Consider the following 17876-nt stretch of genomic DNA (forward strand, 5'->3'; position numbering starts at 1 on the left):
CCAGGCTTTGTTGCAGTTTCGGTCCTTCTCACCCTTCTACGCCAGGGGGCGGGGCAGTTGACTCATCCCATGTCGCTGGCCGCGTTCAACGACCTGCCGCAGGCGCAGGCCGAGGAGGAGCTGCGGGCCTGCTGCGCCGCGCGGGCGTGGGCGCGCGCGGTGGCCGCCGCGCGGCCGTACCCGGGCCATGCCGAGCTGCGCGAAGTCGCGGCGGGGGCGGTGGCCGCACTGTCCTGGCCGGACATCGAGCAGGCGCTGGCCGCGCATCCCCGGATCGGCGAGCGCGCCGCGGGCGCGAGCCGCGAGGCGGCGTGGTCACGGCAGGAGCAGTCCGGCGCGACGGCGGCCGGCGAGCAGGCCGCGGCCGCGCTGATCGACGCGAACCGGGCGTACGAGGAGCGCTTCGGCCACGTCTTCCTCATCTTCGCGAGCGGGAAGTCGGCGGAGCAGATGCTGGCGGCGGCCCGGGAGCGGCTGGACCACGACGAGGCGACCGAGCGCGAGGTGGTACGCCGCGAGCTGACGGCGATCACCCTGCTGCGCCTGGAACGGTTGGTGACGGCGTGACGCTCTCCACGCACGTGCTGGACACCTGCCGCGGCGAACCGGCCGCGGATGTGCAGGTGACGCTGCAACGGCTGGGGCAGTACGGCTGGGTGACGGTGGCGACGGGGGCCACGAACACCGACGGGCGGCTGTCGGACTGGGTGCCGGCCGAGCAGTGGCTGGTGGGCCGCTACGGCCTGCGCTTCGACGTCGCGGCGTACCAGGGGCTGGGCAGTTTCTTCCCCGAGGTGACGGTCGTGTTCGACGTGACCGACCCGGCGCGGCACCTGCACGTGCCGCTGCTGCTGAGCAAGTTCGGCTACACCACCTACCGGGGGTCCTGATGGCGATCCACCTGGGGCCCAACCGCTACGGCAAGGCGGAGTGCCGCCTGGTCGCGGTGGCCCGGGACGGCGAGCACACGCTCACCGACCTGAACGTGAGCACCCGGCTGGCGGGCCGCCTCGACGCGACCCACCTGACCGGCGACAACAGCGACGTGCTGCCCACCGACACGCAGAAGAACACGGTGTACGCGTTCGCCCGGCGGGGCGTCGCCGCGATCGAGGAGTTCGGGCTGGACCTGGCCCGGCACTTCGTCGCGGGCACGGACGCGGTCGAGCGGGCGCAGGTGCACGTCGAGGCGTACGGCTGGCGGCGGCTGGGCGGGCACTCGTTCGCCCGCGCGGGCGACGAGGTGCGTACCGCGACGCTGACCGCGACCGCCGGGCAGGCCTGGGCGGTCGGCGGGCTGCACGGGCTGACCCTGCTGAACACGACCGGCTCGGAGTTCCGGGGCTTCCCCCGCGACCGGTACACGACGCTGCCCGAGGCGAGCGACCGCATCCTGGCCACGGCGGTGGACGCGCGCTGGCGCTTCGCCTCGCTGGAGGTGGACTGGGACGCCGCGTTCGAGCAGATCCGCGGCCATCTCATCGCCGCTTTCGTGGAGACCTACAGCCGCTCCTTGCAGCAGACGCTGTACGCGATGGGCGAGCGGGTGCTGGCGCACGTGCCGGAGGTGGCCGAGGTGCGGCTGGCGCTGCCGAACCGGCACCACTTCCTGGTGGACCTGTCGCCGTTCGGGCTCGACAACCCGGACACGGTCTACTTCGCGGCAGACCGGCCGTACGGGCTGATCGAGGGCACGGTGCAACGCGACGACGCGCCGGAGCCGGGGCTAGCGTGGGACCTGGGAGCGGCCTGATGGACTTCCTGAACCCGGCGACCTGGGCCGATGCGCTGAAGATGAAGGCGGAGCGGCCCGACGCGGTGCCGATCGCGGGCGGCACCGACGTGATGGTCGAGCTGAACTTCCACCGGCGGCGGCCCCCGGCGCTGCTCGACCTGACCCGGATCGGCGAGCTGAGCACCTGGGACCTCGACGGCGACACGCTGCGCCTCGGCGCCGGAGTCAGCTACGCGCGCATCATGGCGGAACTCGGCGAGCAGCTCCCGGGGCTGGCCATGGCCGCGCGCACGGTCGGTTCGCCGCAGATCCGCAACCGGGGCACGGTCGGCGGCAACCTCGGCTCGGCCTCCCCGGCCGGTGACGCCCATCCGCCGCTGCTGGCCGCCGGGGCCCGGGTCGAGCTGGCGTCGGTACGCGGCACCCGCCTGGTCCCCGTGGACGAGTTCTTCACCGGGCCGAAGCGCAGCGTGCTCGCGCCCGACGAGCTGATCGCGGCGGTGCTGGTGCGCCCCGCCGCCGGTCCCGAGCAGTTCTCGAAGATCGGCACCCGCAACGCGATGGTGATCGCGGTCAGCTCGTTCGCGCTGGCCCTGCACCCGGACCGGCGCGCGGTCGGCACCGGGATCGGCTCGGCCGCGCCGACCCCGCGCCGGGCCGCCGAGGCGGAGCTGTTCGCCGCCGGACAGCTGCCCTGGGACACCCTCGGCGCGCTCGACCCCGACGTCGTACGGCGCTTCGGGGAGCTGGTCGCGGCGGCCGCCGCGCCGATCGACGACGTGCGCGGCACGGCCGCGTACCGCCGCCACGCGCTCGCCGTGATGGCACGGCGCACGCTGACCTGGGCCTGGAGGGACCTATGCGGGTGACCTGCACGGTCAACGGAGTGGACCGGACCGCCGACGACGTCTGGGAGGGCGAGAGCCTGCTCTACGTGCTGCGCGAGCGGCTCGGCCTGCCCGGCAGCAAGAACGCCTGCGAGCAGGGCGAGTGCGGCTCGTGCACGGTGTACCTGGACGGCACGGCGGTGTGCGCCTGCCTCGTCGCCGCGGGCCAGGCCGCCGGGCGCGACGTCCGGACCGTCGAGGGGCTCGCCCCGGAGGGCGGGCTCGACCCGGTGCAGCGCGCGTTCCTGCAGGCGGGCGCGGTGCAGTGCGGCTTCTGTACGCCGGGCCTCATCGTCTCGGTGCACGACCTGCTGGCCCACAACCCGCAGCCCACCGACCCGGAGATCCGCGAGGCGCTGGCCGGGAACCTGTGCCGCTGCACCGGCTACGAGAAGATCATGGACGCGGTACGCCTGGCCGCCGCGGACGGGGCGGGGGCGGCATGAGAACCGTCATCAACGGGTGCGCGATCGCGACGGTCGACGCCGCCGGCACCGAGTACCCGCACGGGCACCTGGTGCTCGACGGGGACCGGATCACGGCGGTCGGCGCGGGCGACTTCGACGGGCCCGCCGACCAGGTCGTCGACGGCCGGGGCTGCCTGGCCACGCCCGGCCTGGTCAACACCCACCACCACCTCTACCAGTGGGCCACCCGGGGGCTCGCCCAGCAGAGCAACCTGTTCGACTGGCTCGTCGAGCTGTACCCGGTGTGGGCCGGGCTGGACGACGAGCTGGTGTACGTCACCACGTCGGCCGGGCTCGGCGCGCTGGCCCTGTCCGGCTGCACCACCGCCGCCGACCACCACTACGTGTTCCCGCGCGGCTCCGGCGACCTCATCGGCACCCAGGCGGAAGCGGCCGCGGCGATCGGCGTACGGCTGCACGCCTGCCGGGGCTCGATGGACCTCGGCACGTCGCAGGGCGGGCTGCCGCCGGACAGCGTCGTCGAGTCCACGGACGCGGCGCTGGCCGCGACCGCCGAGGCGATCGAGCGGCACCACGACCCCTCGCCGTCGTCGCGGATGCGCGTCGCCGTCGCGCCGTGCTCGCCGTTCTCGGTCACCTCCGACCTGATGCGCGAGGGCGCGTCGCTGGCGCGGGCGCACGGCGTACGCCTGCACACGCACCTGGCCGAGACGGTCGAGGAGGACGCGTTCTGCCGCGAGCGCTTCGGCTGCACGCCCGTCGAGTACGCCGAGAAGCTCGGCTGGCTCGGCGACGACGTGTGGCTCGCGCACGGCGTGCACCTCGACGACGGCGCGGTGGCCCGGCTCGGCGCCACCGGCACCGGCGTGGCGCACTGCCCCAGCTCCAACGCCCGCCTCGGAGCCGGGATCGCCCGGGTGCGCGACCTGCTCGACGCGGGCGCGCCGGTCGGGCTCGGCGTGGACGGCGCCGCCTCGCAGGAGGCCGGTGAGCTGGGGCCGGAGCTGCGGCAGGCGATGCTCGCGGCCCGCTTCCGGGGCGGCCCGGCCGCGCTCACCGCCCGCGAGGCGCTGGCCCTGGGCACCACCGGCGGGGCCCGCTGCCTGGGCCGCGACGGCGAGCTGGGCAGCCTGGAGCCGGGCAAGCTCGCCGACATCGTGCTGTGGCGCCTGGACGGCCTCGGCCACGCCGGCATCGAGGACCCGGTCGCGGCGCTGGTCTTCGGCCCGCCCGCCCCGGTCGAGGCGGTGCTCGTCGGCGGGCAGCTCGTGGTGCGTACCGGCCGTCTCATCCACGCCGACGAGGACTCCCTGGCCCGCGACCTCACCCGCGTCAGCCGCACCCTGCTACGGAAGGCCGGCCGATGACCACGGTGCATGTGGGGTTGCCGGCGGCGGTGGACGGCGGGGTGGGCGCGAGCCCGCAGCGGCCGGACGGGCGGCTGAAGGTGACCGGCGAGTTCGCGTTCTCGTCGGATCTGTGGGCCGACGACATGCTGTGGGGTGCGACGCTGCGCAGCCCGCACCCGCGCGCGCGGATCACCGCGCTGGACATCGGCCCGGCGCTGCGGGTGCCGGGCGTGTACGCCGTGCTGACCCACGAGGACGTGCCGGGCGCGCCGCTCTACGGCCTGGAGCACGTCGATCAGCCGGTGCTCGCCGCCCGGGAGATCCGTTACCAGGGCGAGCCGATCGTGATCGTGGCCGCCGACCACCCGGAGACCGCGCGCCGCGCGGCCCGCCTGGTCGAGGTCGCCTACGACGTGCTCGACCCGGTGACGGAGCTTGCGGCGGCCCTCGACCCGGCCGGTCCGCAGGTGCACGCGGACCGGCCGAACCTGCTGCGCCACGTGCCGATCCGGCGCGGCGACCCGCACGCCACGGCCGCGGTGGTGGTGACGGGGGAGTACGAGGTCGGCATGCAGGACCAGGCATTCCTCGGCCCGGAGTCCGGCCTGGCCGTGCCCGCCGAGGACGGCGGCATCGACCTCTACATCGCCACCCAGTGGCTGCACGTGGACCAGCGGCAGGTCGCCGCCTGCCTGGGCCTGCCGCCCGAGAAGGTGCGGCTGACCCTGTCCGGGGTGGGCGGCGCGTTCGGCGCGCGGGAGGACCTGTCCATGCAGGTGCACGCCTGCATGCTGGCGCTGCATACGGGCCGCCCGGTGAAGATGGTGTACGGCCGCGAGGAGTCGTTCTTCGGCCACGTGCACCGGCACCCGGCCCGGCTGCGCTACGAGCACGGCGCCGACGCCGACGGCCGGCTCGTCTACGTGAAGGCGCGCATCCTGCTCGACGGGGGCGCGTACGCGTCCAGCACCGGCGCGGTGGTGGCCAACGCGGCGACGCTCGGCGTCGGCCCGTACGACGTGCCGAACGTGGTCATGGACGCGTACGGGCTCTACACGAACAACCCGCCGTGCGGGGCGATGCGCGGCTTCGGCGCGGTGCAGGCGTGCTTCGCGTACGAGTCGCAGATGGACAAGCTGGCGGCCGCGCTCGGCCTCGATCCGGTGGAGGTGCGGGTGCGCAACGCGCTGACCACCGGCGACCTGATGCCGACCGGGCAGGTCGTGGAGGGCCCGGCGCCGGTCGCCGAGCTGCTCCGGCTGGTCCGGGAGCGGCCCCCGGCCCCCGCCGTGGGGGACTTCCTGCCCGGCGGCACCGCGAACACGACCCGGGGCGAGGGCGTGGTGCGCGGCGTCGGGTTCGGCATCGGCATCAAGAACGTGTGCTTCTCGGAGGGCTTCGACGACTTCGCCACCGCCCGGGTCCGGCTGGAGCTGGTCGGCGGGCGGCCCGCGGTGCTCGTGCACACGGCCGCGGCCGAGGTCGGGCAGGGCCTGGTCACCGTACAGGCGCAGATCGTGCGCACCGAGCTGGGCGTCGAGCAGGTCACCATCGCCCCCGCCGACACGGCCGTGGGCAGCGCGGGCTCGTCCTCGGCGTCACGCCAGACCTACATGACCGGCGGCGCCGTCCGCGCAGCCTGCCAGGCCATCCGCACCCGCCTGCTGGAGAGGTTAGGAAGGGCACCTTCTACTACGGATAACGATAAGAAGGTGCCCTTCCTTGCTCTCGAGGAGATCGCGGAGCTGCTGGGGGAGGGGGCGATCGAGGAGACGGTGGAGTGGCGGCACCGGCCCACCCATCCGCTCGACCCGGCGACCGGGCAGGGGGACGCGCATGTGCAGTACGCGTTCGCGGCGCACCGGGCCACCGTGGACGTCGATCTGGAGCTGGGGCTGGTGAAGGTGGTCGAGATCGTGACCGCGCAGGACGTCGGCAAGGCGGTGAATCCGGGGGCCGTGGCGGGGCAGATCCAGGGCGGCACGGCGCAGGGGCTCGGGCTCGCGCTGATGGAGGAGATCCAGGTCGTGGACGGGAAGGTGCGCAATCCGTCCTTCACCGACTATCTGCTCCCTACGATCATGGACATGCCGCCGATGTCGCTGGACGTGCTGGAGCTCGCCGACCCGCACTCGCCGTACGGGCTGCGCGGCGTCGGAGAACCGCCTACGATCTCGTCCACACCGGCTGTGGTGGCGGCGATACGCGCCGCAACCGGCGCGGCGCTGACCCGGGTGCCCGTACGGCCCGAACACATCGTGGGAGTGTGAGTGACCGACATCCTGAGCCCCGCGGCGGTCGAGTTCGTCACCGAGCTGCAGCGCCGCTTCCGCCCCCGGCGCGACGAGCTGCTGGCCGCGCGGGCGCGCCGCCAGGAGGAGCTGGACCGGACCGGCACGCTGGACTTCCTGCCGGAGACCGCTTCCATCCGGGAGGCCGAGTGGGCGGTGGCCGAGGCGCCGCCGGACCTGGTGGACCGCCGCGTCGAGATCACCGGCCCGACCGACCGCAAGATGACGATCAACGCGCTCAACTCCGGCGCGAAGGTCTGGCTGGCCGACCTGGAGGACGCCAACACGCCGCACTGGGCCAACGTGGTCGGCGGCCAGCGCAGCCTCTTCGAGGCGGTGCGCCGGACCATCAGCCTCCAGCAGGGCGACAAGCTCTACGCGCTGCACCCCGGGCCGCTGCCCACCATCGTGGTGCGCCCGCGCGGCTGGCACCTGGACGAGCGCCACTTCGAGGTGGACGGCTCGCCGGGCGTCGCCGCGCTGGTCGACTTCGGGCTGCACTTCTTCCACAACGCCGCCGAGCTGCTGGCCCGCGGCAGCGGGCCGTACTACTACCTGCCCAAGATGGAGAGCCATCTGGAGGCGCGGCTGTGGAACGACGTGTTCTGCGCCGCGCAGGAACTGCTCGACATCCCGCACGGCAGCATCCGGGCCACCGTGCTGATCGAGACGATCACCGCCGCGTTCGAGATGGACGAGATCCTCTGGGAGCTGCGCGAGCACGCCAGCGGCCTGAACGCGGGCCGGTGGGACTACCTGTTCAGCCTGATCAAGAAGTTCCGGGCGCACGCCTCGTACACGCTGCCCGACCGGGCCGACGTGACCATGGCCGCGCCCTTCCTGCGGGCGTACGCGCAGCTGCTCGTGAAGACCTGCCACCGGCGGGGCGCGTTCGCGATGGGCGGCATGGCGGCGTTCATCCCCAACCGGCGCGACCCCGAGGTGACCGCGACCGCGCTGGCCAAGGTGCGCCAGGACAAGGAGCGTGAGGCCGCCGACGGCTTCGACGGCTCCTGGGTGGCGCATCCGGACCTGGTGCCGGTCTGCCTGGAGGTCTTCGACAAGGCGCTCGGCGGGCAGCCGAACCAGCTCGACCGGCAGCGGCCGGACGTCCAGGTGGCCGCGCGCGACCTGCTCGACGTGAGCACGGTGCCGGGCGCGATCACGCGGGCGGGGCTGCGCACCAACATCGACGTCGGCATCCGCTACATCCAGTCCTGGCTCAGCGGCAACGGCGCGGCGGCCATCAACAACCTGATGGAGGACGCCGCGACCGCCGAGATCTCCCGCTCCCAGCTGTGGCAGTGGATGCACAACGGGGCGACCCTCGACGACGGCACTCCGATCAGTCGTGAGCTGCTGGAAGGCATGATCGAGGCGGAGATGGCAGCGCTGGGCCCGGACTTCGCGACCGCGCGCAAGCTGTTCGAGCAGGTGGCCCTGGCCGACGACTTCACCGAGTTCCTGACCGTGCCGGCCGGCGAGCTGATCGACTGATGTCGTCACCGGCCGGAGAGTTCCTGGGGGTGCCCCGGGAGCCGCGCGACGGGACGAGCCGGGTGCCGCTGCCCGAGCTGGACCGGCGGCTGGCCGTGGCCGACGGCGTGCTGCGCGACCGGTGGCCGGGCGAGCCGCCCGGCCGCCAGCCGCTGCACACCGTGTACGTGCCCGCCGACCGGGTGCGCACCGGCCTGGCGCAGCGCTGGGGCGAGCAGGCGCTCGCGGCGCTGTCCGAGCACGGGCTGCCCTACCCGGTGGAGCTGCACGAGCGGATCAGCCGGAAGCTCGCGACCGAGCCGATCGAGGACCTGCGGGTCGACTTCGAGGACGGCTACGGCCGCCGCGAGGACGCCACCGAGGACGCGCACGCGCGTGCCATGGCCGCGTTCATCGCGGGGCGCCCGGCGCCGTTCTGCGGCATCCGGATCAAGAGCCTGGAGGCCGACACCAGGGCGCGGGCGGTGCGCACGCTGGAGCGTTTCCTCGACGCGCTGGGCACGATCCCGCCCGGCTTCGTGATCACGCTGCCCAAGGTCAGCTCGGTGGGCCAGGTCGAGGCCATGGTCTATCTGTGCCGCCTGCTCGAACCCGCCGCCGGGCAGCTGCGCTTCGAGCTGCAGGTGGAGATGCCACAGGCGGTGCTCGGGCCGGACGGCCGGTGCCCGCTGCCCGCGATGATCCACGCCGCCCAGGGCCGTTGCACGGGGCTGCACTACGGCACGTACGACTACTCGGCGGCGCTGGGCATCGCGGCGGCGTACCAGTCGATGGAGCATCCCGCGGCCGACCACGCCAAGGCGGTCATGCAGGTCGCGGCGGCGGGCACGGGCGTACGCGTCGCCGACGGCTCCACCAACGTGCTGCCCGTCGGTGACACGGACGCCGTGCACGCCGCGTGGGCGCTGCACCTGCGGCTCGTGCGCCGGAGCCTGGAGCGCGGCTTCTACCAGGGCTGGGACCTGCACCCGGCGCAGCTGCCGACGCGCTACGCGGCGGCGTACACCTTCTTCCGGGAGGGGGCGCCGGCCGCGGCGACGCGGCTGCGGGCGTGGCTGGCCGGCCGCGACAGCGCCGCGCAGCGGGAGAGCGGCGCCCGCGACACCGGCTACCTCGACGAACCCGCGACGGCGCGGGCACTGGCCGGATTCCTGCGGCGCGCGCTGGAATGCGGCGCGCTGCATTCCGGTGAATTCGGCGTCGATCGATCTATGCTGGACGGGCTGTGAACTACGACCTCATCCTCCGCTCGCGCCGGACGCTGCTGCCCGGCGGCGAGCAGCCCGCCGACGTCGGCGTCCGCGACGGCGTCATCGCCGCGGTCGCCGGGCACCAGGCGCTGACCGGCCACGACGTGATCGACCTGGGCGAGTGCGCGCTGCTGCCCGGCCTCGTCGACACGCACGTGCACGTCAACGAGCCCGGCCGCACCGAGTGGGAGGGCTTCGACACCGCCACCCGGGCCGCCGCGGCGGGCGGCGTCACCACGATCGTCGACATGCCGCTGAACTCGATCCCGCCCACCGTGGACCCGCACGCACTGTGGGTGAAGCGCGCCGCGGCGGCCGAGCAGTGTTATGTGGACGTCGGCTTCTGGGGCGGCGCCGTGCCCGGCAACCTGAAGTCCCTGCCCGCGCTGCACGAGCAGGGCGTGTTCGGGTTCAAGGCGTTCCTCATCGACTCCGGCGTGCCCGAGTTCCCGCCGCTGGACCCCGCGGGGCTGGCCGACGCGCTGGCCGCCGTCGACGCGCTGTTCGTGGTGCATGCCGAGGATCCCGCACTGGTCGGCGAAGCGCACGGCACGCGCTTCGCCGACTTCGTCGCGTCCCGCCCGGCGCGGGCCGAGGCGAGCGCCGTCGCCGCGGCGATCGAGGCGGCCCGGCACACCGGGGCCCGGGTGCACATCCTGCACCTGGCCGCCGCCGACGCGCTGCCGCTGCTGGCCGCCGCGCGCCGCGAGGGCGTCCGGGTCACCGCCGAGACCTGCCCGCACTACCTCGTGCTCGACGCGGCCGACGTGCCCGACGGGGCGACGCAGTACAAGTGCTGCCCGCCGATCCGGGACCGGTCCCATCAGGACGCGCTGTGGGAGGCGCTGGCCGACGGTCTGATCGACTGCGTGGTGTCGGACCACTCGCCGTGCCCGCCGGAGCTGAAGCGGGGCGACTTCGGCAGCGCCTGGGGCGGCATCGCCTCGGTGCAGCTCGGCCTGCCGCTGGTGTGGACGGCGGCGCGGCGGCGCGGGCACAGCCTGGCGGACGTGGTGCGCTGGATGGCCGCCAACACCGCCGGCCTGGTCGGGCTGGGCCGCAAGGGGCGCATCGCCGAGGGTGCCGACGCCGACCTGGTCGCGTTCGACGCCGACGCCGAGTTCACCGTGGACGCCGCCACGCTGCTGCACCGGCACCATGTGTCGCCGTACCACGGCCGGAAGCTGCGCGGCGTGGTCCGCGACACCTGGTTGCGCGGCCGCCTCGCCGGCGCCGAGCCGATCGGCCGCCTGCTGGAACGGGGGCGTCCGTGACCGCCGAGCAGAGGGAGGCGATCGGGTGACCTTCGAGGAGCTGCTGGATCTGGCGTCGCGCAACGTCGGGGGCAGCGTCGTCGCGGCCAACGACGAGTTCTTCGCCGAGCGCGACAACCTGATCAACCCGTGGGCGCCCACCTTCACCCCGCGCACCTTCGGCGCCAAGGGCCAGGTGTACGACGGCTGGGAGACCCGCCGCCGGCGCGAGCCCGGCCACGACCACGCCGTGCTCCGGCTCGGCGTGCCCGGCGTCGTGCACGGCGTCGTCGTGGACACCGCGTTCTTCACCGGCAACTACCCGCCCGAGGCGGCGGTGGACGGCTGCCGCCTGCCCGGCTACCCGTCCCCTGACGAGCTGGCCGGGGCCGACTGGTTCCCGCTGGTCGAGCGCGCGGCGCTGCACGGCGACACGCGCAACCGGTTCACCGTCGGCGCGAGCCGCGTGGTCACCCACGTCCGGCTCACCATCCACCCCGACGGCGGGGTCGCCCGGCTGCGGGTGTACGGCGAGCCCGTGCCCGACCCCGAGCTGCTGCCCGACACGTGCGACCTGGCCGCGGCCGAGATCGGCGGGCGCGTCACCGACTGCAGCGACCGCTTCTACGGCTCACCCGGCAACCTGCTGCTGCCCGGCCTGGCCGCGAGCATGGGCGAGGGCTGGGAGACGCGGCGGCGCCGCGACCACGGCAACGACTGGGTGCGGGTACGCCTGGCTGCGCCGGGCGTGCTCCGCCTGGCCGAGCTGGACACCTCGCACTTCAAGGGCAACGCCCCGGGCTGGGCGCGGCTGACCGGCGGGGACGGCGAGCCGCTGCTGCCCCGGGTCCGGCTGCAGCCCGACACCCGTCACCGGTTCCGGCTCGCCCACGACGGGCCGGTGGACGAGGTGCGCCTGGACATCTACCCCGACGGCGGCATGGCCCGGCTGCGCCTGTACGGCAGCCTCACGGCCGGCGCCCGGGAGAGGCTCGCCGCACAGTGGGCGGATCGGGAGGCAGGGGGAGGATGAAGCATGGCCGTCGGGGGATTGCTGCTCGCCGCGGGGGCGGGCCGGCGCTACGGGATGCCCAAGGCGTACGCGTCGGTGCCGGGCGACGGGGAACTGATGGTGCAGCGCGGGCTGCGCACGCTGCGCGAAGGTGACTGCGATCCGGTGGTGGTGGTGCTCGGCGCGGGCGCGGAACGGGCGCCACAGCTGCCCGGGGCGCTGGTCGTCGTGAACGAGGACTGGCCCAGCGGGATGGGCTCGTCGCTGCGGGCGGGGTTGGCGGCCCTGCCCGCGCAGGTGGACGCTGTAGTGGTGCTGCTGGTGGACACGCCCGGGATCACGGCCGAGGCGGTGCGCCGGGTCGGGTCCGGGGCCGGACCCGCCACCCTGCGCGTCGCCACGTACGGCGGGGACGGCGGGCATCCCGTGCTGCTCGGCCGGGACCACTGGGCGGGGGCGGCGGAGCTGGCCGTCGGCGACGTCGGCGCCCGGCCGTACCTGGCCCGGCACGAGGTCGAGACGGTGCCCTGCGACGACGTCTCCGACGGGGCGGACGTGGACGTGCCCCATGCGTGACGTGCTCGACGACCTGCTCCGCTGGTGGGAGCGGGGCGCGGTCACGGGCCTGGCGACGGTGGTGCGGACCTGGCAGTCCGCACCCCGCCGCCCCGGCGCCGCGATGCTCGTCGGGCCGGACGGGGAGGCCGTCGGCAGCGTGTCCGGCGGCTGCGTCGAAGCCGCCGTGTACGAGGTCGCCCAGCAGGTCGCCGCCGACCCGGCGGCCGCGCCCGCGCGGGAGCGCTACGGCATCAGCGACGAGGACGCCTACGCCGCCGCGCTGACCTGCGGCGGCACCATCGAGGTGTTCGTCGAGCAGGTCTCCCGGGAGACGTTCCCGCAGCTCGGCGAGGTGGCGGCGGCGATCCGCGAGGGCCGGCCGGTGGCCGTGGCGACCTGCGTCGAGCCGGCCGACTCGCCGCGCTACGGCCGCCGCCTGGTGGTGTGGGAGCGGGGCACGGCGGGCTCGTTCGGGTCGCCCCGGCTCGACGACGCCGTCGCCGACGACGCCCGGGGGCTGCTCGCCGCCGGGCGCACCGGGATGCTGCACTACGGCATGGACGGCGAGCGGCGCGGCGACGCGATCGCGGTGTTCGTGAACGCGTACGCGCCGCCCGCCCGCATGATCGTGTTCGGGGCGATCGACTTCGCCGCCGCGGTGGCCCGGATCGGGCGCTTCCTCGGCTATCACGTCACCGTGTGCGACGCGCGGCCCGTGTTCGCGACCACCCGCCGCTTCCCGGCCGCCGATGAGGTCGTGGTGCAGTGGCCGCACCGCTACCTGGCCGACGAGGCGGCCGCGGGGCGCGTGGACGAGCGGACGGTGCTGTGCGTGCTCACCCACGACCCGAAGTTCGACGTGCCGCTGCTGGAGGTGGCGCTGCGGCTGCCCGTGGCGTACGTCGGCGCGATGGGGTCCCGCCGTACCCACGACGACCGGACCGCCCGGCTGCGCGAGCACGGCATGACCGAGGCCGAGCTGGGCCGCCTGCGCGCGCCGATCGGCCTGGACCTGGGCGCGCGCACGCCGGAGGAGACCGCCGTCAGCATCGCCGCCGAGATCATCGCCGTCCGCTGGGGCGGCACCGGCGCCACCCTCACCGACGTCCCCGGCCCCATCCACCACCAGGGCGTCCTCGCCGACCTCTGACCCTGGCGACGGGCGGTCCCGCGCCACGCCGTGCCGCGCCGGGCCGTGCCGCGTGGCGGCGCGCTTGGCGCCTCGCGCCGCGACGCCTCCGGCCATGGTCACTGTCTCGTGTCGAAACCTATGGTCAGACCACGGGTTGTGACACGAAACACCGATCTTCAGCGACCCGGCGCAGCGGGTCGGCTTGGGGGAGCGCTCTGACCTAGCCTTTAGTCGGCCCAGTCCGGCGGCGGTGGCCGGTTACCGGGGGGCGGTGTCGTCGGGCGGGAGGTGGCGTGCGGCGGCCATCGCCGCGTAGGCCGGTGCCAGCAGTGTCGCGAGGTCAGTGCCGCGAACGGCGATCCCGGTCGGGCCGAGGCGGCGGAGCACGTGGTCGGCGGGCAGGTCCGGGACGGGCGGCAGCGGCGGCAGCTCCCCGGCGTCCCAGAACCCTTCCAGCGCCGCGCCGGTGCCGTCGTCAGCGGAGGGCAGCTCCGGCGGCAGCGTGCCGATCCGCTGTGCGCGGTGCTCACGCAGCCCGTCCAGCAGCACCTCGCGGGCCAGGCCGCGCCAGCGCAGGATGTCGAACGGGTCCGCGTCGAACCGCTCCGCCAGCAGGAAGCAGACCGCCGCGGCGTGCTTGCACGGGTTGCCCCAGTCCGGGCAGGAGCAGTCGATCTCCAGCTCGTGCATGGCAGGGAACAGCGACAGCCGCAGCGGCCGCAGCACATCTTCGATCTCCTCGGGCATCTGCCCCGCCAGCAGGGCGGCGCTGAAAGCGGCCTGCCCGGCGAGCGCGGCGACGATCCGCTCCTGTTCGGCGGGCCGGTAGATCGGCACGGTGAGGTAGACGGCGTAGGGCTTCGGCCGGGAACCTTGCACAGCGGCCCGGACCTCAGCCTCATCGATCGTGAGCGACAGGACCTGGCCGGTGCGCGCGTACGACTTGCCGCGGGTGAGCCGGCTCGCGGTCTCGGGCGTCTCGATCGCGGCCAGGAAGCGGCGCGACCACCAGGTGGTGGCGATGGCGCCCCGCTGGCTGCGGGCCTTGATGCCGTCGGCGGGCAGCCGCGGCTTGGACACCGGGAACCAGCCCCACCCGCGCTGCTCCGACCCGCCCTCAGGGTCCTCGGTGTCGTCGGGGTGTCCCGTGGCGTCCGGCCCGTCGGCGAACGGGTCGAAGTCTCCGGACACGACGTCGCCGTCGGGGTCGAAGCCGCGGACGGCACGCCCGGGATCGGTGCCGGAGCCGTGGGGGCCGGTGCTGGGGCGGCGGGCCATCGGTTGCCTCCTACTCGACGACCGCGTCGCGGGCCAGGGTGACCAGCTCGCGCAGGGCCTGGGTGGACAGCTCGGTCAGCCACGCCTCGCCGGTGCCGACGGTGGCCTCGGCGAGCGCCTTCTTCTGCACGAGCACCGCGTCGATGCGCTCCTCCAGCGTGCCCGCGCACAGCAGCTTGCGCACCTGCACGTTCCGGCGCTGCCCGATACGGAACGCACGGTCGGTGGCCTGGTCCTCGACGGCCGGGTTCCACCAGCGGTCGACATGGATGACGTGGTTGGCGGCGGTCAGGTTGAGCCCGACGCCGCCCGCCTTGAGCGACAGCACGAACATGCTCGGCCCGCCGGGCTCCTGGAACGACACGACCATGCCGTCGCGGGTCTTCTTGTCCACCCCGCCGTGCAGGAACGGCACCGCCTGCCCGAACCGCGCCGCCAGGTGCTCGGACAGCATCCCGCCGAACTCGGCGAACTGCGTGAACAACAGCACCTTCTCACCGGCGGCGAGGACCTCCTCGCAGATCTCCTCAACCCGGGCCACCTTGCCGGACCGCCCGGCGACGCGCGAGCCGTCCTTGAGCAGCTGCGCGGGATGGTTGCAGACCTGCTTGAGCTTGGTCAGCGTGGCCAGGATGAGCCCACGCCGGTCGATGCCCTCGGCGGCCTCGATCTGCGCCATCATGTCGTCGAGCACGCTCTGGTAGAGGGCGGCCTGCTCGCGGGTGAGGTTGCAGGCGACCGTCATCTCGATCTTCTCGGGCAGGTCGGAGATGATCGTCGGGTCGGTCTTGACCCGCCGCAGCAGGAACGCGCCGGTGACCTGGCGCAGCCGCGCGGCGGCCGCCTCGTCGCCGTCCCGCTCGATCGGCACCGCGAAGCGCCGCTTGAACGTCTCCGTGCTGCCCAGCAGCCCCGGGCTGGCGAACTCCAGGATCGAGTGCAGGTCGGCGAGCCGGTTCTCCACGGGCGTGCCGGTCAGCGCGATGCGCCGGGGCGCGGGCAGGGCGCGGATGGCCCGGGACTGCTTGGCCGCCGCGTTCTTGATCGCCTGGGCCTCGTCGACCACGATGCGCCGCCAGCCGACCTCGGCCAGCTCCGCCTGGTCACGCAGGGCCAGCGAGTACGTCGTCAGGACCAGGTCCACCCCGGCGACGGCGTCGCGGAACTGCTCGCCGGTGAGCCGCTCGGCGCCGTGGTGCACGTGCACGGCCAGCTTCGGCGCGAACCGCGCCGCCTCGCGCTGCCAGTTGGCCACCAGCGACATCGGGCAGATCAGCAGCGTGGGGCCGGTGGCGCCGGTCTGGCGTTCGCGCTCCAGCAGGGCGAGCACCTGGATGGTCTTGCCCAGGCCCATGTCGTCGGCGAGCACCGCGCCCAGGCCGAGATCATCCATGAAGGACAGCCAGCCCAGACCCCTTTCCTGGTATGGCCGCAGCGCCGCGCCGAAGCCGTCGGGCGTGGGCAGCGCGGCGTACGCGCCGTCGGCGCCGTGCAGCAGGCCGCCCAGCCAGCCGGTCGCGGTGACGCCGACCAGGGGCAGCCCGGCGTCGGCGTCGTCGCCGAGCAGTCCCACTTTGAGCACGTCGCGCGCGGTCATGCCGCGCTGCCGGGTGCGGGCCAGCCGCTTGAGGCCGTCGGCGAGGCGGCGCTGGTCGACCTCGACCCACTGGCCGCGTACCCGCACCAGGGGCGTCTTCGCGGCGGCCAGTGCGGTCAGCTCGGCCTCGGTCAGCACGTCGTCGCCGAGGGCGACCTGCCAGGCGTACTCGACGATGGTGTCCAGGCCCAGCTCGGAGTCCTTGGCGACGCGGCCCGGCTGCGGCGGGGTCTGCGCCGTCAGCCGCAGCCCGAGCTGCGGGCGCGGCCCGCTCCACCAGGCCGGGAGCAGCACCCCGACCCCGGCGGTCGCGACCGCCGCGGCATGCGTACGCAGGAACGCCAGCGCCCCGTCCGCGTCGAGCGCCACCGCGACCGGCGCGGGGTCGCGCAGCGCCCGCGCGAGCGCCGGATACTCCTGCGCGGCCCGCCCCAGCCCGGCCAGCAGCTCGGCTTGGGGGTCGATGCCCGCCTCGGCGAACAGCAGCGCGTTGCCGTCCAGCCGCCACACCGCACCGGCGTCCGCGACCAGCGACGGATCCTCCTGCGACTGCAGCAGCAGCTCCAGCCGCCACCCGTCGCCGTCCTCCGGCCTGCCGTTCTCGGACCCGGCCTCCGGGCCGCCGAACGACGCGGCGTCGGCCGGGGCGGCCAGGCGCAGGCAGGCACGCACCAGCCCGCCGCCGCGCCGCCCGCCCTGCTGCCACGTCTCGATCCGCTCCGCGAGTGCCGTGACCTCGCGCTGCCCCGTCTCATCGGGGTCGAGCAGGTTGTCCTCCGAGGTCAGCGCGGTGAGCCAGTGCTCGGCCGCCGGGGCGCGGCGCGGGGCACGGCCGCGCCGCGGCGGCAGCAGATCCAGCCCGGCTTCGCTGACCGCCTGCCCGGCCAGCACGTCGACCAGCGAGTCGAGGGCGGCGTCGAGCACCCACTCGGCCGGGCCGAGCCCGACCTCGTCGGGCATCCAGCACCGGAACGCGGGTGGCATCGCCGCGAGCAGCGGGATGCGCAGCGCCGCGGCCTGCAGCGACGGCGCCTGCCGCCAGGACGCGAAGAAGCAGCCGTCCTCCTCGTCGAAGTCCAGCGCCGGGACCACCAGCCCGCTGTGCACCATCCGCTCGGCGGCCTCGGCCAGCGCGGCGGCATAGCGCACCGTGGCACCGCCGATCGGGGCGAGCCGGGGCAGCAGCCGCAGGGCGACGGCCGCGTCGAGGCGTACCGTCGGCACCACCCAGCCACCCAGATGGTCCGCCACCGGCGCCTGCGGCGCGGCCTCCCGCAGCTCCCGCGACGGACACGGCCGGTCCCGGAACGCCGGCAGCGCCAGCACCGACCAGCCCGCCGTCTCCTCACCGGCGCCACCCAACCCGAACAGCTCGACCAGCTCAGGCGCGCCCACCGCGAACGGATGCGGCCGCGGCCGCTGCGACCGCCGTCCCCGCTGCGCAGGCAGCGCGCTCAGCAGCCCCGCGTCCTCGGCCCAGAACTCCCAGCCGCCCTCGCCGCTGAACACACAGTGCGCGACGAGCACAGCCCCGACCTCCCCGACCCCGCCAACCGACCGCCGCATCCTCTCACGAAAGGAAGGGCACCTTCTTAACGCTATGCGTAGA

At 74.6% G+C, this 17876-nt stretch carries 15 protein-coding genes; 13 read left to right on the plus strand and 2 right to left on the minus strand.

All coding sequences use genetic code 11. The features are described 5' to 3' along the window. Positions 1-69: 69 nt before the first annotated feature. The 13 genes from uraD to Cba03nite_RS16285 are packed head-to-tail and all read left to right on the plus strand — an operon-like array spanning position 70 to position 13410. Positions 70-567: a 2-oxo-4-hydroxy-4-carboxy-5-ureidoimidazoline decarboxylase gene (gene uraD / locus Cba03nite_RS16225; protein ID WP_203746560.1), complete on the plus strand. Its 498-nt coding sequence runs from the start codon at positions 70-72 to the stop codon at positions 565-567. Next, positions 564-890 carry a hydroxyisourate hydrolase gene (gene uraH / locus Cba03nite_RS16230; RefSeq protein WP_203746561.1) on the plus strand — a complete coding sequence of 109 codons (327 nt, stop codon included), beginning with the start codon at positions 564-566 and terminating at the stop codon, positions 888-890. The genes uraD and uraH overlap by 4 nt, the downstream gene beginning before the upstream one ends. Beyond that, the gene (gene pucL, locus Cba03nite_RS16235; RefSeq protein WP_203746563.1) at positions 890-1753 is read left to right on the plus strand and encodes a factor-independent urate hydroxylase; all 864 of its coding nucleotides are present in this window, start codon (positions 890-892) and stop codon (positions 1751-1753) included. The genes uraH and pucL overlap by 1 nt, the downstream gene beginning before the upstream one ends. After that, entirely contained in the window at positions 1753-2604 is an 852-nt protein-coding gene (locus Cba03nite_RS16240) for an FAD binding domain-containing protein (protein WP_203746565.1), read from the plus strand. The genes pucL and Cba03nite_RS16240 overlap by 1 nt, the downstream gene beginning before the upstream one ends. Further along, on the plus strand, positions 2595-3068 hold the full coding sequence (locus Cba03nite_RS16245; protein WP_203746567.1) for a (2Fe-2S)-binding protein: 474 nt from the start codon (positions 2595-2597) through the stop codon (positions 3066-3068). Before Cba03nite_RS16240 ends, Cba03nite_RS16245 begins: the two co-directional genes overlap by 10 nt. Beyond that, positions 3065-4417: an 8-oxoguanine deaminase gene (locus tag Cba03nite_RS16250; RefSeq protein ID WP_203746569.1), complete on the plus strand. Its 1353-nt coding sequence runs from the start codon at positions 3065-3067 to the stop codon at positions 4415-4417. Before Cba03nite_RS16245 ends, Cba03nite_RS16250 begins: the two co-directional genes overlap by 4 nt. Beyond that, positions 4414-6669: a xanthine dehydrogenase subunit D gene (gene pucD / locus Cba03nite_RS16255; protein ID WP_203746571.1), complete on the plus strand. Its 2256-nt coding sequence runs from the start codon at positions 4414-4416 to the stop codon at positions 6667-6669. The genes Cba03nite_RS16250 and pucD overlap by 4 nt, the downstream gene beginning before the upstream one ends. Continuing rightward, positions 6670-8187, plus strand: coding sequence for a malate synthase A (gene aceB, locus Cba03nite_RS16260; protein ID WP_203746573.1), 1518 nt, complete (start codon positions 6670-6672; stop codon positions 8185-8187). It abuts the gene before it with no gap. Beyond that, positions 8187-9416, plus strand: coding sequence for a DUF6986 family protein (locus tag Cba03nite_RS16265; protein ID WP_239125777.1), 1230 nt, complete (start codon positions 8187-8189; stop codon positions 9414-9416). Before aceB ends, Cba03nite_RS16265 begins: the two co-directional genes overlap by 1 nt. After that, positions 9413-10711, plus strand: a complete 1299-nt coding sequence (allB, locus tag Cba03nite_RS16270) for an allantoinase AllB (protein ID WP_203746574.1) — start codon at positions 9413-9415, stop codon at positions 10709-10711. The genes Cba03nite_RS16265 and allB overlap by 4 nt, the downstream gene beginning before the upstream one ends. 25 nt (positions 10712-10736) lie before the next feature. After that, positions 10737-11723, plus strand: a complete 987-nt coding sequence (gene alc / locus Cba03nite_RS16275) for an allantoicase (RefSeq protein ID WP_239125778.1) — start codon at positions 10737-10739, stop codon at positions 11721-11723. 3 nt (positions 11724-11726) lie between these two features. Then, complete coding sequence (locus tag Cba03nite_RS16280; protein ID WP_203746578.1) at positions 11727-12278, plus strand: nucleotidyltransferase family protein; 552 nt, start codon at positions 11727-11729, stop codon at positions 12276-12278. Next, on the plus strand, positions 12271-13410 hold the full coding sequence (locus Cba03nite_RS16285) for an XdhC family protein (protein ID WP_203746580.1): 1140 nt from the start codon (positions 12271-12273) through the stop codon (positions 13408-13410). Before Cba03nite_RS16280 ends, Cba03nite_RS16285 begins: the two co-directional genes overlap by 8 nt. A gap of 240 nt (positions 13411-13650) precedes the next feature. On the opposite strand, the gene Cba03nite_RS16290 is transcribed toward Cba03nite_RS16285, so the two are convergent. Together Cba03nite_RS16290 and Cba03nite_RS16295 are read right to left on the minus strand one after the other, a co-directional pair. Next, entirely contained in the window at positions 13651-14670 is a 1020-nt protein-coding gene (locus Cba03nite_RS16290; RefSeq protein ID WP_203746582.1) for an SWIM zinc finger family protein, read from the minus strand. Between the two features lie 10 nt (positions 14671-14680). Then, positions 14681-17833 carry a DEAD/DEAH box helicase gene (locus Cba03nite_RS16295; RefSeq protein ID WP_203746584.1) on the minus strand — a complete coding sequence of 1051 codons (3153 nt, stop codon included), beginning with the start codon at positions 17831-17833 and terminating at the stop codon, positions 14681-14683. Between the last annotated feature and the right edge of the window lie 43 nt (positions 17834-17876).

Origin of the sequence: Catellatospora bangladeshensis (assembly GCF_016862575.1) — a bacterium.
Lineage (GTDB): Bacteria > Actinomycetota > Actinomycetes > Mycobacteriales > Micromonosporaceae > Catellatospora > Catellatospora bangladeshensis.